11 protein-coding genes are annotated in these 16,208 nt (G+C 46.8%); 9 read left to right on the top strand and 2 right to left on the bottom strand.

The features are described from left to right. The 8 genes from ptsP to Q0241_RS18125 all read left to right on the top strand — a co-directional run. On the top strand, positions 1-1,786 hold a 1,786-nt coding region (gene ptsP, locus Q0241_RS18090; protein WP_299380329.1), incomplete at its 5' end, for a phosphoenolpyruvate--protein phosphotransferase. A 119-nt stretch (positions 1,787-1,905) separates the two neighbouring features. Next, a complete protein-coding gene (locus Q0241_RS18095) occupies positions 1,906-3,159 on the top strand; it encodes a RodZ domain-containing protein (RefSeq protein WP_299380371.1) in 1,254 nt (417 codons plus the stop codon). 184 nt (positions 3,160-3,343) lie between these two features. After that, the gene (ispG, locus tag Q0241_RS18100) at positions 3,344-4,477 is read left to right on the top strand and encodes a flavodoxin-dependent (E)-4-hydroxy-3-methylbut-2-enyl-diphosphate synthase (RefSeq protein ID WP_299380331.1); all 1,134 of its coding nucleotides are present in this window, start codon (positions 3,344-3,346) and stop codon (positions 4,475-4,477) included. A gap of 136 nt (positions 4,478-4,613) precedes the next feature. Further along, positions 4,614-5,858, top strand: a complete 1,245-nt coding sequence (gene hisS, locus Q0241_RS18105; RefSeq protein ID WP_299380333.1) for a histidine--tRNA ligase — start codon at positions 4,614-4,616, stop codon at positions 5,856-5,858. Positions 5,859-5,920: 62 nt separating this feature from the next. Continuing rightward, positions 5,921-7,291, top strand: coding sequence for a glutamyl-tRNA reductase (hemA, locus tag Q0241_RS18110; protein ID WP_299380335.1), 1,371 nt, complete (start codon positions 5,921-5,923; stop codon positions 7,289-7,291). 2 nt (positions 7,292-7,293) lie between these two features. After that, complete coding sequence (gene prfA / locus Q0241_RS18115; protein ID WP_299380337.1) at positions 7,294-8,370, top strand: peptide chain release factor 1; 1,077 nt, start codon at positions 7,294-7,296, stop codon at positions 8,368-8,370. 34 nt (positions 8,371-8,404) lie between these two features. Then, entirely contained in the window at positions 8,405-9,277 is an 873-nt protein-coding gene (gene prmC / locus Q0241_RS18120; protein ID WP_299380339.1) for a peptide chain release factor N(5)-glutamine methyltransferase, read from the top strand. Positions 9,278-9,464: 187 nt separating this feature from the next. Then, positions 9,465-10,202 (top strand): DUF4167 domain-containing protein, encoded by a 738-nt coding sequence (locus Q0241_RS18125; protein WP_299380341.1) that lies wholly within the window; start codon positions 9,465-9,467, stop codon positions 10,200-10,202. A 62-nt stretch (positions 10,203-10,264) separates the two neighbouring features. Here Q0241_RS18125 and Q0241_RS18130 read toward each other — a convergent pair whose 3' ends face one another. Continuing rightward, entirely contained in the window at positions 10,265-11,020 is a 756-nt protein-coding gene (locus Q0241_RS18130; RefSeq protein ID WP_299380343.1) for an MOSC domain-containing protein, read from the bottom strand. Between the two features lie 632 nt (positions 11,021-11,652). Here Q0241_RS18130 and clpB point away from each other — a divergent pair. Beyond that, positions 11,653-14,244, top strand: a complete 2,592-nt coding sequence (clpB, locus tag Q0241_RS18135; RefSeq protein WP_299380344.1) for an ATP-dependent chaperone ClpB — start codon at positions 11,653-11,655, stop codon at positions 14,242-14,244. 127 nt (positions 14,245-14,371) lie between these two features. Here the strand turns inward: clpB and Q0241_RS18140 are convergent, their stop codons facing one another. Beyond that, positions 14,372-15,844: a M23 family metallopeptidase gene (locus tag Q0241_RS18140; RefSeq protein ID WP_299380368.1), complete on the bottom strand. Its 1,473-nt coding sequence runs from the start codon at positions 15,842-15,844 to the stop codon at positions 14,372-14,374. Between the last annotated feature and the right edge of the window lie 364 nt (positions 15,845-16,208).

The following is a 16,208-nucleotide window of genomic DNA, read 5'->3' on the forward strand; positions in this document are numbered from 1 at the left end:
CGCTGGTGGGGCGCTGTCGGTTTCTGCTCTCGAATCTAAAAGCTCGAAAGAAGAGCTGGAAAAACCGGATCGAATCAAAGGCCTTTGTCTGAACGAAGGTATGGGGATCGGGCAAGCTGTCTTTCACAATCGTGGCATCGTTATTAATCGCATTATTGCCGATGATATCGACGAAGAAGTCGAGCGTTTGGAGAAGACGGTTAAGGAAATGCGCTCATCAATTGATGAGATGCTCACCAGAACTGATATCGCGGCGATGGGCGAACAGCGAGAGGTTCTTGAGACTTACAGGATGTTCGCTGAAGACCGGGGGTGGGTCGGAAAAATTACCGAGGCCATTCGTGTCGGGGGGATGACTGCTGAGGCAGCCGTTCAGAAGATTCAAAATGAAACCCGCTCGCGGATGAGCAAAATCAGTGACCCCTATCTGCGTGAACGCCTTGCTGATTTGGATGACCTTGCCAATCGCCTGTTGCACCACCTACTGGACTTGGACGAAGACAAGCCAGAACTGCCTGATGAATTTGTCCTTTTGGCGCGGACGCTTGGTCCGGCTGAACTTCTGGATTACGACTGGGATCGTCTAAAGGGCGTTGTTTTGGAAGAAGGTTCGCCAACAGCCCATGTTGCGTTGGTTGCGCAAGCCCTTGAATTGCCCATAATTGGACGTTGTCGGGATGTTTTGACCCGTGTCCGCGAAGGGGACATGGTTGTTCTGGATGCGTCTCATGATCAGGTTTTTGTTCGTCCAAAAGATGATGTGCTCAGAACTTTGCGGACGAGTGTTAAGGATAAAAAGCTTCGTTGGGAAGAAGTTTCTGCGGCACGGGATCTTGCACCGGTTAGTCTGGATAATCAGCGTATTTCGCTAAACGTCAATGTGGGTATGTTGATGGATCTACCGCATATGCATGCGGCGGGTGCGGATGGTGTTGGGTTATACCGAACTGAAGTACCCTTTATGGTGCGCAAGTCTTTTCCTGATGTTGCCGAGCAAGCTGAATTGTACCGTAAAGCCATGGATCGGGCCGAAGGAAAACCAGTTGTCTTTCGGACACTGGATGTGGGGGGAGACAAAGTTCTACCCTATTGGTCAAGCGTGGCCGAAGAAAACCCGGCAATGGGATGGCGGGCGATTCGTATCGGGTTGGATCGACCGGCTTTGCTGCGTCAGCAGTTACGTGCGCTTATTCGTGCCTGTGCGGGGCGTAACCTTGATGTCATGTTCCCGATGATTTCTGAAACAGCAGAATTTAAAGCTGCACGTGCATTGTTAGATCGTGAACTTGAACGCGAAAAAACAATCGGCGGTGTGTTACCAGAAAAGATTAGGGTGGGGGCAATGTTGGAAGTTCCGGCTTTGATTTGGCAACTGGCTCCCCTGTGTAGAGAGGTAGATTTCCTCTCGGTTGGCAGTAATGATCTGTTACAGTTTGTTTTTGCAACAGACCGCGGCAATACTCGGTTGGCACGTCGATACGATGCTTTAAACCCCGGCGTTTTAAAGATGATGCGCAATATTGCGGAAACCACACACCGGGCTGGGGTTGATCTTTCTCTTTGTGGGGATATGGCCGGTCAACCAATAGAAGCCATGGCGTTGATAGGGTGTGGCTTCAAATCGTTGTCGATGCCTGCGCAACAGGTTGCAGGCGCCAAAAAGATGGTGCGTTCTCTTGATGTGGATAGCATTAAACAATTTGTAACGGGTCTGTTAGAGAAGCCGGATCATAGTGTGCGGAGTGAATTAGAGAACTATGCCAAAACAGAAAACGTTGTGATTTAAAATAGATTTATTTGTTGTTTGTTACTGAATTTGTTACAACTTTCCCCTACGCGCCACAGGTGACCATAGCTTAATACTAAGGGATGGTTGCAGCTTGCAGGGAGGGGATTGTGGAAGCGATGCCGGAATCACGGGAAAATACATCCGGGGAAGATGCCTCGGAAAATAGCCAGCCAACAATAACCGTTGCGGAGATCCTTCGTACTGGCCGGGAAAAACGTGGACAGGATTTACGTTCTGTCGCCAATATTCTTCGCATTAGATATGTTTTTCTGGAAGCGATTGAACGCGGCGATTTTGCGAGCTTACCGGGGGATACCTATGCATATGGTTTTGTGCGGACCTATGCGGGGTATTTAAATTTCGACAAAGATGAAATTGTTCGACAGTTCAAGCAGGAAGTTCAAAGCTATGGTGATCGGAAGCAGTTGGTTTTTCCAACACCGGTTCCCGAGAGCAAAACCCCTGGACTGGCAATTCTTTTAACCTCGGTTATTTTGCTCGGAGTTGCGTATGGTGGATGGACCGTCGTGTCTCGGTTTGATGTCGATATAACAGAGTGGGTTCCTTTTTTATCTGAAAAGCAAAGCCCTACAACGGGCGAAGCACAAAGCTCAACCGCTAGTTCAGAGGATGTAACACAAACAACAGATCAGGATGCACCCCAAGCTGAATCGTCTGTTGAAGCCACGACACCTGTTGTAGAAGATGATGCTTCGACCGCAGATACCGCGTCTGATGTTGTCGTTAATGGCAATAATGAGACGGTTGATAGCTCTGATACAGAGACCGTGACAGCAGACCCGCTGTCCGGAGTTATAGGTGAAAATACAGAAGAGATTGTTGCAAGGGCTCTGACCGATACAGCGCCAAATAATACAACAACAGAAACTGAAACGACGGAAAACCAAACGGTTCCCGATGTGCCAGAAGTATCTTTGACGGGCAATGCTGAACAAGGTGATGCGGAAGTTGCAGATGCGACGCCAGGAAACAGTGCTGCTGAAGCGACAGAAGAGGATGCGGTTTCGACTGAGACATCGGTCGCAGTGGTAACGCCACCACCACCGCCCGAACCGGAAGTCTTTGGAAATGAAGCCGAAGCGTCACCGATAACTATTCATGCTGAACGGGATACTTGGTTGCATATTGTTGATGGAACTGGTGAAGCAATTTTTAGTCGGGTTCTTCGTGCCGGGTCAGTTTATAATGTACCCAAGCGAGACGATTTGGTGATGGCGACGGGGAATGCCGGTGGTATTACAATTAAGCTGAATGGTAATGAACTACCTAAGTTAGGTGTCCTCGGGGCTGTTCGCAGGGATATTATTCTGTCTGAAGAAGGGCTTTTAGAGTCAATTACAGCTGAATAATACATTCTGTTTCAGAAGGTTAGTTGCTTTAGGTTCAAAGGCGTAGTTATAAAACTGCGCCTTTTCTTTTTTCTGTCACTATTGTGCTATTGAATAGGCACCACCACTTTAGGGGTTTCAGCTTGAATTATTGTTCAAGAAAGCGCATGTTTCCTCTGCTTTTTTAGGGCACAGAGAGAGTTTTATGAGTATACGTCCTTGGCGAGATATTGTTCGCCGGAAATCACGACAGGTAATGGTTGGTAATGTTCCTGTCGGTGGGGATGCCCCCATTACTGTTCAGTCTATGACGAACACCTTAACGACAGATGTGAAAGCGACTGTCGACCAGATTCATGCAATGGAAGAAGCTGGTGCAGACATTGTACGCGTGTCTTGTCCGGACGAAGAATCTTCCCGCGCCTTGAAAGATATCGTCAAAGAAGTCTCTGTGCCGATTGTGGCAGATATTCACTTTCATTATAAACGTGCGATTGAAGCTGCAGAATCTGGCGCGGCCTGTTTACGGATTAATCCGGGAAACATTGGCAAGCGCGAAAAAGTACTCGAAGTCGTCAGTGCAGCAAAGGATCACGGTTGTTCCATGCGTATTGGCGTAAATGCTGGGTCTTTGGAAAAACATCTGTTAGATCGCTTTGGGGAACCTTGTCCGGATGCGATGGTAGAATCTGCTCTCGGCCATATTCGGATTCTGGAAGATCTCGATTTCAGAGAGTTTAAAATTTCCTGTAAGGCATCAGACGTTTTCATGGCTGTTGCTGCCTATATGCAATTGGGTGAGGTTTGTGATTATCCACTGCATATTGGCGTTACAGAAGCTGGTGGCCTGCGCACGGGAACGATTAAATCATCTATCGGTATGGGAAATTTGTTGTGGTCAGGTATCGGAGATACCTTGCGAGTTTCTCTCTCGGCTGATCCTGTGGAAGAGATCAAGGTCGGGTTTGATATCTTGAAATCTTTGGGGCTGAGACATCGTGGCGTGAATGTTATTTCCTGTCCGTCATGCGCACGCCAACAGTTTGATGTGATCAATACCGTTTCTGTTCTTGAAGAAAGATTGAGCCACATTACCACGCCGATGACCGTTTCTGTTATTGGCTGCGTGGTTAATGGTCCTGGCGAAGCAACCATGACGGATATTGGTCTGACGGGTGGAGGTAAGGGTACTCATCAAGTTTATGTGGCCGGTATGCCCGATCATCGACTTAAAGATCAAAGCATCGTTGACCACTTGGTGGGTATGATCGAAACCAAGGCGGCGGAAATTGAAGACGCAATTGCCCGGGGCGAAACGCCACAGCAGATGGGGCATTAGCCGTTTCTATCTGAAGCTTTTATAAAAGTACGTGGTCAGCTATCGTGACTATGTACTTTTAAAGGGCTATTCCCTATAACCATTCCGGTTATTCTTATTCACACTCTTATTTGTTTCTTTCAGGAGAACCCTAACGATGTCTTCTCTGCAACCTGTTCGCGGCACGCATGACCTTTTTGGCGACGATATGCGTCGACATCGCGAAGTGTTGAATATTGGACGTGAGGTTGCAAATCGTTTTGGGTATGACGAAATAATCACGCCTATCTTTGAAAAAACAGAAGTCTTCAAACGTACGCTTGGTGATACGTCGGATGTTGTGACCAAAGAAATGTATACCTTCCCTACCAAAGGCGGGGATGAAATTACATTGCGCCCGGAAAATACTGCGGGTGTTGCCCGTGCCTTTATGTCCAATGGGCTAAGCCAACAGTTACCCGTTAAGTTCTTTTATGGCGGTCCAATGTTTCGCCATGAACGTCCGCAAAAGGGGCGGCAGAGGCAATTCCATCAGGCCGGGGTTGAGCTTCTTGGGGTTGAAAAGCCACAAGGAGATGTCGAGATTATTTCTTTGGGGGTGCATTTCCTTAAAGAACTTGGTGTCTATGAAAACACGACGCTGGAACTCAACACGCTTGGGGATCAAGAAAGCCGTCAGGCTTACCGTGAAGCATTGATTGAATATTTCTCTGCGTTCAAAGACCAGCTTTCAGAAGACAGCTTGAGCCGGCTAGAGAAAAATCCACTGCGGATTTTGGATTCAAAAGATGAAGGGGACAGAAAGCTTGTTGCTGATGCTCCTGTTTTCTCTGACTATCTCAATGACTTGAGTAAAGATTTTTTTGCACAGGTCAAAAGTGGTCTGGATGCCTTGGGTATTTCTTATGAAATAAACCCGCGCCTTGTTCGTGGCCTGGATTATTACTGTCATACTGCGTTTGAATTCACCACAACAGCCCTTGGTGCCCAGGGAACAGTTCTGGCGGGTGGTCGTTATGATGGATTGATCAAAACCATGGGTGGCCCTGCGACACCTGGCGTTGGCTGGGCTTCGGGTGTTGAACGTTTGGCTATGCTGATGACTAGGCAAGTTGTTGAACCTAAACCTGTCGTCATTATTCCTATGGGGGAAGCGGCCGAAGCAAAGGCGCAAATTTTGGCTGATGAACTAAGGTATGCGGCATACCGTGTCGAGCTTGGGTTTAGTGGAAACCTGAAAAAACGATTGAACAGAGCCAACAAGCAAAATGCCAGTGTTGCTATTATTATGGGGGATGATGAATTGGCTGCAAATTCTGCAACCGTTCGTGATCTTTCAAGTGGTGAGCAAGAGCTCGTTAAACTGGACGCTTTGGCTGATAAGCTGTCGGTTTATCGCTGAGCTGTACAGATCCGGCAAAAGAGGCCTAAAATGGCCTCTCTTGCTTACAATCGTGATATGGTATGAATTCAGTTCCGCCCTTTGTTCCTGAACATCCTTTGATAGAGCACTCTGATCAGTTTGATCAGCTTGCAATCGTTGGTGTCAGTGCGAGAACTGCGGGGCGTCGTTTGCGCGACACTCTCTTTGTTGAAGAGCCAGATTATTCTACGATTCTTAATAAGCTCAAGAGTGAGGGCAAACAAAGCGTTGTTTTGATTGCAACGTGTGAAAGATTTGACTTTGTTTTAGGTCAGTTTGAACGCGAAGATATTGATTATTATCAGAATATTATAGCGCAAGAAGCCAATATTGATCTAGAGAGCCTTCGGAAACAAAGCTATCAGCACACAGGGGTTGATGCTTTACGGCATCTTTTTGCTGTCGCATCATCGCTGGATAGTTTGATCGTCGGTGAACCGCAAATTCTAGGCCAGGTGAAAGAGTGTCATCGTGTTTCAAGAGATTTGGGACTAACGGATAGTTTTCTTGATAGTGTGCTTAACGCCGGCCTTGTTGCTGCAAAGCGTGTACGAACCGAGACAACCATTGCACAGCAACCGATTTCTCTGGCCTCTTCTGCTTTACAGGTGGCGCGTGGCATTCATGGTGATTTGGCTAGATGTACGGTTTCTTTAATCGGGAGTGGCGAAGTGGGCGAGCTTCTTTGCCAAGAGTTTAATAGCGTCGGCATCGGTAACCTTGTTATTACGCACCCCAAAATTGGACGAAGTCAAACCGCAAGTTTTCGGTTGGGAGGAAAGGTATGTCCTTGGGATCAACTAGATGATCTGATAAGCCAAAGTGACATTATCCTGTCTGCTTATGGTGGTGGTGATCATATCTTAACGGTTACGAACGTTGGGGTTGCTCTTCGTAAAAGAAAGCGGAAACCTGTCTTTTTTATTGATACGACTGCAGCACGCGATATCGCCCTCGGGGTGAATGATCTGAGTGGTGCTTATTTTTATAATCTCGAAGACCTTGAAAATGTTGCGAAACAAGGCAAAGTCCACCGCGAGGCTGCTATGATGGCAGCATGGAAAGTTCTTGGCGATGAAATGCAGGCTTTCATCCGTTCAAAGGTAGAGAGACAAGCTGTCCCTGCTATTGCTGTTATTCGAAAGCATTTTGAGTCTCTTCGATCACAGGTTCTGCAGGAAACTGAAGAAAATGCAGATGTTGCGACCCGGCTATTGATTAATAGACTATTGCATAATCCGCAGGTGGTCTTAAAAGAGATTGCAAGAGAAGACCCCGAAGGGCATGTGTTGTTTGAACAGTTGCTCTATAGGTTTTTTGGAATAGAGACTGCTTTACATAGTCGTGGTAAAGAAGATGGCGGGCTCGCTGAGAATTGTGAATCCCAAGAAAATGATGGAAAAGAGGACTGAACGTGAAGTTCGATGAAAAGCTAGATGCTGTTGTTGCCCGGTATGACGAACTGAATGCGGTTATTTCTACTCATCAAGACCCAGGGTCTAACGAATATACCAAGTTGCTGAGAGAGCTGTCGGACTTAACGTCTGTCGTGGAAACTGTTCAGGAGCTCCGCACCTTACAAAACGAAATGGCTGATCTGGCCGAAATGCTGAATGATCCTGATGCAGATGCTGAAATGCGGGACCTTGCACAGGAAGAATTCCTAGAACTTAAGCAAAAGCTGCCGGAGATGGAGCAGCAGGTGCAAATTATGCTGCTGCCCAAAGATGTGGACGGCGAGCGTAACGCGATTCTCGAAGTCCGTGCAGGAACTGGGGGCGATGAAGCAGGTCTTTTTGCATCAGAGTTATTTAGGATGTATCAGCGATATGCAGAAGCATCAGGATGGCGGTTTGAGGCACTGGACTATTCCGAAAATGGTATCGGCGGTGTGAAAGAGGCAACCGCCCTGATCACGGGAACAGGGGTGTTCTCTAATCTGAAATTTGAATCTGGTGTACATCGTGTTCAGCGCGTGCCCGTGACGGAATCCGGTGGACGCATTCATACTTCAGCCGCGACAGTTGCGGTAATGCCCGAAGCCCAAGATGTTGACGTTGAAATTAACCCGGCTGATTTACGCATTGATACCTATCGTGCACAGGGTGCAGGCGGACAGCACGTTAACACGACGGATTCTGCTGTACGTATTACGCATGTTCCCACGGGTGTTGTCGTTCAATGTCAGGATGGTCGCTCTCAGCATAAAAATAAAGAGCAAGCGATGAAGATGTTGCTGACCCAGATTTATGATAATCAGCGTCAAGAACAAGAAAAAGAACAGGCCGCTAACCGTAAGTCACAGGTCGGGAGCGGGGATCGATCGGAACGAATTAGAACCTATAATTTTCCTCAAGGTCGCGTGACGGATCATCGAATCAACCTGACGCTTTATAAGCTGGATAAGGTAATTGCGGGCGAGGCACTTGATGAAGTGGTTAATGCACTAATTGCCGAAGATCAGGCTGAACGCCTTGCCGAAATCCAATAATCAGGCATCGTTCTAAAAGATTGATTGGCTAGATATGGCATCTGATGAGCAAGTCCAGAAAACGATTGCAGATTGTTTGAAACTTGGGAATGAGCAGTTAACTGCAGCTGAGATCGAGAATCCCAGACTGGATGTACGATTACTGCTTGCAGAGACTCTGAGTGTCGACACCTCTTATCTTTTTGGCTATCCGGAAAAACTTTTGAATGATGGCCAGTTTCGCCATTTTCAGGCGATGATCAATCGGCGGTTAAAGCGTGAACCTGTCTCAAAAATTATTGGACGCAAGGAATTCTGGAGTCTGGAGTTCAAGGTCTCACGTGATACATTGGACCCACGTCCTGACAGTGAAACACTTATTGAAGCAGTTCTCGAAAGCTTAGTGGACAAGACAGAATCAATTAAAATTCTTGATCTGGGAACTGGAACAGGGTGTCTCTTACTTACTCTTTTAAGTGAACTCCAAGCGGCGAAGGGACTTGGTATTGATATCAGTGATAAGGCTCTTGCTATCGCAAAGGATAATGCCGAAGCTTTGGGTTTATCTGATAGAGTGGCATTTCAATTAGGGAATTGGTGCGATGGGGTAAAGGATGGTTGGGATATTATTATATCCAATCCCCCCTACATTGGAGAGGATGAAAAAAAGATCCTTTCGCCGGAAGTTTTAAATTATGATCCTGCATTAGCGCTCTTTGCAGAAAATAACGGGATGAAAGATTATCAAACATTCATACCTCAAGCTGCTTCGATCCTGAAAAATAATGGCATGCTTGTTGTAGAAGCCGGGCATACCCAGGCCGAGGCTATTAATGCCTTAATGTCTGATGCAGGGCTTATGGTTTATCCTGCAAAAAAAGACCTTGGCGGGATTGCCAGAGCCTGCATTGCTCGTAAGTGCATTTAATAAATAATATAAAATTAACATTTAGGGCTTGGAAAGCCGAAGATATAGCTTTACGGTGTACCGATAAGCAGGGGCGTGGGGTGCCCCGGGGGTATTTGCCGACAACTTGATAGATACGTCGTCTGAGTTTAAGACTCTTGACGTTTGTCGATACCCAAGATTTAGCATTTAATTTAGCTTGCGAATGATGAGACAGCAAAATTCAAACAATTCGAACCGTCGCCCGCGCGGCCGGTCAAATAACAGTAATCGAAAACCACAGCAATCACGTAATGGTGTCTTCGATAGTAATGGACCTGGGGGGCGCATACGCGGCAATGCCTCTCAGCTAAAAGAAAAGTACCTGCAAATGGCGCGTGACGCCGCTGTCGGAGGGGATCGTGTTGCCGCCGAATCTTTCTATCAGTTTGCAGAGCATTATTTCCGTGTGATTAATGATTCTACCGATCCTAATTCGGGTCGAACTAATCAGTCGGATAATAATTACCGCAATAGAAATACTCGGAATTCTTCTGATGGAGATACGAAAGCTATTGATGGGAATATTGCTTCTGAAAATGAAGCTGAGGCACAGCCAACAATTGTCTTGAATGAAGAAAGTCTTGCTGAAGAGGAAGTCCCAAAACCAGCAAGAGGCCGTGTTCGGACCCGGCGTCCTCGATACGAGGCTTCCGATGATGCTAACACAGTAGATAAGCCCGCTGAAAAAGTGACGCTTGAAATTAAAACAGAGTCAGAGGCTGCCAAGGCGACACCTGCTGTTGTTGAGTTGCCTTTGGGTGCTGAAGAAACGCCGGCTGAAAAACCTAAGCGGCGTACGCGTACGCGTAAAGTTGCAGATACAGGTGATGAAGTTAAGGCGCCTCGCCCTAGGGGCCGCCCACGTAAAAATCCTGTTGAAAAAGATACGACAGAAACCGCTTAGTTTTACTTCTTGGTTTTTGGCTGTCTAAAAGTTCGCTTTTTTGCACCAGTTGATTGATTGTATTAAACAGTCGTCACTGGTGCATTTTTTTGTATAGTGCCATCAGTTTTAACCTGAGCATATACACCCATATTTCTGTGCCCAAATCCTGCTTGCAAACTTTTGGGGATATTTAAATCAACATCTGCAGTGTCTAGGTTTACGTTTGTAGCTGAACATCGCCCAATATGGGATTTTATCTCCAAAGTGATGTTTCCTACTTTGACCTCTTTCCCAATCCAGTCATTTTCTTCCCATGCCTTTAATCCCTCAATATAGAGATTTCCTCTAAATCGCATAGGATCGACGGGTGTTCTCACGACCCGCTCTAGGTCTTTAACGCTTTCGAGGTTAATCAGGGATATTTGTAAATCGGGAATGTCTGTAAAGGCTGAGGTCTTATTTTCGACAATCTTTGGCGCACCGCGCACATCTGATTCAAGAAAACTTGCTAGGAACTGTTCCAATAACATGCGGCCAGTCTGGTCGGTAAGCTTTCCTCTGGATACTCTTTTCCCATTGCGCAAAAGGGTAAGAGTTTCGGTCTCTTCGTCAAAATTCGACGTCAACTGAGCCAACTTTGGATTCTTTGCCAGCATTATAAAATGCTTTTTTGAGAGCCAGACAGGGCCATCGGGAAATTCTGTGGAACCGTGGGCAATGGCGAATCGTCTGTCATAAGGAAGAAGAGCGTCCTTTTGGATATTTACTTGATCCAATTTTTCCGCACTAAGGCCTTTAACAGGGTAGCGATAGATTGAGTTGATATAAGCAGACATCTTCTTTCCCGAATTTTTTTCTATTGTGTTGGCTACACATTATTTTTCAAGCCTTTAATGATTTAATCTTCGAAGCTCCTGTGTTTCAACGGATTGTGGGGATAAAGCATTCGGAAAAACAGGTGAGAAATAATTTACGTATTGAAAATAAATGAATTTTTTTCAAATGAGAATGATTTTCAGTTGCATAATGTTTTTTCATAGGCTAGCTTCCTTCTTGTAGTTCCTACCGAGGAAGACACCACAAACTATTCGGCGAACATCGCTTGTATTATTGGTTTGTGCTCCTTCTGGGTATGTACTCATCTCTCCTGACGTAACTATGGGATTTCCCAACCCTGCCTTCGGGCAGGGTTTTTTTTATTATTTTTCCCTGGGTTCATTTTCCTCGGGGTAGATGGGGAAGATGGGCGACCACAGCCTTGCCGTTTCTGCTCGTCGTTTTAGGAATGTATTGATAAATTCCGCGCGTTCGATCCTTGTATCCGATAAATCTGATACACATATATTTAGTGACGGGTGATCTTGATCAACGTCAGAGTTCCATCATGCTACTATCGTGGGTGATGGGTGGTATTGCATCAACGATTGTGTGCTGCTGACGCAGGCATGACGGAGAGGGCTTTAAAAATATGAATTTGAATAGTTATACTGAAAGAACTCAGGGTTTTATTCAGGCCGCGCAGGGACTTGCGCACCGTAGTGATCATCAAAGACTGACGCCTGAACATATGCTGAAGGTGATGTTGGATGATTCTGAAGGACTTGCCGCAAATCTGATTACTGCCGCCGGCGGAAACCCGTTAAAAGCACGGGAAGATGTTGACCGGACATTGGCCAAGTTACCAAAGGTCAGCGGTCAGGATGTCGGGCAGGTGTATCTTGCCCCGGAAACGGCTCGGGTCTTCGAACAGGCAGAGCAGATCGCGAAAAAGGTGGGTGACAACTATGTTACCGTTGAGCGTCTTCTAATTGCACTCGCACTATCCAAAGAAGCTGAATCTGGAAAGATCCTCAAAGATGCTGGGTTAACTGCTCAAAACCTCAATGCTGCTATTAATGATTTGCGCAAAGGTCGGACAGCTCAATCCGCATCCGCAGAAGATAGTTATGATGCCTTGAAAAAATATGCGCAAGACCTGACCAGTATGGCACGGGAAGGGAAGCTTGATCCTGTGATTGGGCGCGAGGAAGAGATCCGCCGAACTATTCAAGTCCTTTCAAGGCGCACGAAGAACAACCCCGTACTGATTGGCGAACCGGGCGTGGGTAAAACGGCAATTATTGAAGGACTTGCCCTTCGGATTGTGAACGGTGATGTACCTGAAAGCCTCAAGAACAAGAAACTTATGTCTCTTGATCTTGGATCAATGGTTGCGGGGGCAAAATATCGCGGTGAATTTGAAGAACGATTGAAAGCTGTTTTGCAGGAAGTTACCGAAGCAAGTGGTGAGATCATTGTTTTTATTGATGAACTTCACACTTTAGTTGGAGCGGGTAAAACAGATGGCGCAATGGACGCGTCTAATATGCTGAAGCCTGCTTTGGCGCGTGGTGAACTACATTGTGTGGGGGCCACAACCCTTGATGAGTATCGCAAGTATATTGAAAAGGACGCAGCACTGGCCCGGCGCTTCCAATCAGTTGTTGTGGAAGAACCGAATGTCGAAGACACCGTATCGATCCTTCGTGGCTTGAAAGAAAAGTACGAGCTGCACCACGGTGTTCGCATTACAGATTCGGCTCTTGTTGCCGCGGCATCACTTTCAAATCGTTATATAACAGATCGATTCTTGCCAGATAAGGCCATCGATCTTGTCGACGAAGCTGCTAGCCGACTACGTATGGAGGTGGATTCCAAACCAGAAGAAATCGATGAGATGGATCGCAGGTTGATTCAGCTTAAGATCGAGCAGTCAGCCCTTCAAAAAGAGAGCGATAAGGCTGCCAAAGATCGTCTCGACAAGTTGAAGTTTGAAATTGCAGAGCTGGAAGAGAAAAGCAACACACTCACGAGCCAATGGAAATCGGAAAAAGATAAACTTGCCGGTGCGCAAAGAATTAAGGAAGAGCTAGAACAAGCACGTTTAGAGCTTGAGCAGGCAGAGCGAGATGGTCGCTTGGAAAAGGCTGGTGAGTTGAAATATGGTCGCCTGCCCGAACTAGAGAGGGCTTTAGTCGAGGCTGAAGAAGCTGGCGATAGTCACATGCTAAACGAAGAAGTGCGTGAAGATGCCATTGCCGGGGTTGTTTCTCGTTGGACGGGAATTCCGGTTGATAAGATGCTCGAGGGCGAAAGAGAGAAGCTTCTGCAAATGGAAGATCTTCTCAGGAAACGTGTCATCGGTCAGGATGAAGCGATTGTTGCGATCTCGAATGCTGTTCGCCGTTCGAGATCTGGTCTTCAGGATCCTAACCGTCCTATCGGTTCTTTTCTCTTTCTGGGGCCAACCGGGGTCGGGAAGACGGAACTGACAAAAACCTTGGCATCCTTTCTGTTTGATGATGATACGGCGATGGTACGTTTGGATATGTCCGAGTACATGGAAAAACATGCTGTTTCCCGGATGATTGGTGCGCCACCAGGATACGTCGGTTACGAAGAGGGGGGCGCTTTAACCGAAGCGGTGCGCAGACGGCCTTATCAGGTTGTCCTTTTTGATGAAGTTGAAAAGGCACACCCGGATGTCTTCAATGTACTTCTGCAGGTTCTTGATGATGGGCGTTTGACGGATGGACAGGGACGCACGGTTGATTTTAGCAATACGCTGATCATTATGACGTCCAATCTTGGGTCTGATGTCTTGGCGAATCAGCCGGATGGCGAAGACAGTTCTGTGGTTCGTGAACAGGTGATGGAGGTGGTTCGGGCTTCCTTCAGACCTGAATTCTTGAACCGCCTTGATGAAGTCCTTCTGTTCCATCGTTTGGAACGCCGACATATGAGTTCGATTGTTGAAATTCAGTTTGGTCGTTTGCAAAAACTTTTGGCTGACCGTGATATCAAGGCAAAGCTCGATGATGAATCTACCGAATGGCTAGCAGAAAAAGGCTATGATCCTGTCTATGGTGCGCGCCCGCTTAAACGTGTAATCCAGCGAGAATTACAAAATCCACTGGCTTCGTTACTACTTGAGGGGGCGATACATGATGGCGAGCAGTTGAATATTTCTGCGGAAGATGATGTGCTGACGATTAATGGCAGAAAGCTAGCTGTTACATAATCGTCAGCTAGTCGACCATAGTTTCAGGTGTTCTTAGCCCAAGTATCTTTTGGTATGATATAAAAAAGGACCGTTTGTTTAATCAAGCGGTCCTTTTTCTGTGCTATATAATCTGGAAAATCCGAGATTAGTTTGTGTTCAGCTTTGCAATGGCTGCCGGTTGTTTCAGATCTTCAATCAGCCCGTCGATTTTGGCTTTTTCAGATTCGAAGTTTTTCAGGTCAGCTTTCTTGAGCTTTTCACCGGCTGGCAGTTTAACGCCTAGCGGATTAACCTGACGGCCATTGAACAGCACTTCATAATGAAGGTGCGGACCTGTTGAACGTCCTGTTGTGCCAACGTAACCGATTACCTGTCCCTGACGCACGCGTTTGGATTTACGGATACCTTTGGCAAAGCCCTTCAGGTGGGCGTAAGCAGTTTCATAGCCACTATGGTGACGAATTTTTACATAGTTACCAAAGCTGCTGAAACGGTTTGCCCGTAGAATGACGCCATCACCCGCAGCATAGATAGGCGTGCCACGCGGGGCGGCAAAGTCCACACCTTTATGCATTTTGGTATAACCAAGAACCGGATGTTTACGTTTGCCAAAGCGGCTGGAAAGACGCGCACCGTCCACGGGGGTTCTCATGAGTGCCTTTTTCGCGGACTGGCCCTTTTCATTAAAGTAGTCGGTAAAACCGCTAGAGGGCGTGAAACGATAGAGTTGTAGATCATCGCCAGAGAGGTTCAATCTGCCGTATAGGATTTCACCTGTGCGGGCGAGATTGCCATCTTCATCATAATAGGCTTCGTAAACGACTTCGAAGCTATCACCCTTTTGAATCTCGCGTTGGAAATCCACATCAAAGCTATAGGCCCTGATCATTTTGATCATGATGTCATTGGGAACACTGACATTCGTCGCCGCGAGATAAAGACTGCTTGTAATCTCGTTGGTGCTACGTGCCATTTTCATGGTGAGCGGGCGTTGAATTTCTTCAGCAATATATTTGCTTTCTTCGCCTTCGGTTGTGCTGACCTTTACAATACGCTCAACACTTGGCTGAAACTGCATAGCCCGCAAAGGACCTACATCGCGTTCTTTTACTTCAACAATAGGTGCTGATGGTGGCGCAAAGGTAAGGGCAATATCAAGCCCGGGTCTAATTTTCCGCGGGGAATAGACATCTGTGAGGGCGGTGATGGCGCCGTGCGCCTCAGAGCGGGTTGCGCCTGCGGCAACAAGTAAGCTCATAAGTGTGTCACCATGGGAAACAGTCACCATTTTTTCGATATCACTAGGTTCTAGTATATCTGCGGCGGTTTCTGTCGGAACGGCCCCAACGGCTACATATTCACTTGTCAGTAAATCTGTTTTCAGGGTCGCGACAACTTCTGGTGATGCGACGGTAATTTCTTGCGTGTTGATATTAGAAGTGCTGCTTGCATCTTCTGTGGCTTCAACAGTGGCGGCTTGGGTCTTGTTTGTAACCTGCTCTTCTATAGGGGTGCTACTGGAAAGCCAGAAATAGATCCCGCCAAGGGCAAGAATCGATAGGCTGCTTCCTATTGCTGCATTAACCATAAAAGTAGGTGTGTGGAATCTATTCTTCACACGTAGTGCTCCGGAATCCGTGACGACATACGGCCGTATTCGATGTTGTTGTTATGTAGAATCTCAATACTCTGCTCGGACAAAGTGATGTATTTATGGATTCCTGTCAATGTTTACTCGATTCTGTTTTTTTAGAAAGTCCCCCTTTTCTGCGGGGTTTACGGCACAAATACCGCAAACAGAGGGCAAGATGATGGAAAAAAGTAAATAAAATGCAAAAAGGTCTTTGACAGTGTGTGGTGTGGGGCCTATAACACCGCTCACCGACGGGGCAGACGCTTCGACGGTACATCGGAAAGACAGAGTAAAAACAGACAGTTAGCGGAAGTTTTACGGAAGCTAATTTGAAAATTTAGATAGGAAT

The organism is uncultured Kiloniella sp., from assembly GCF_937128705.1.
Classification (GTDB): Bacteria; Pseudomonadota; Alphaproteobacteria; order Kiloniellales; family Kiloniellaceae; genus Kiloniella.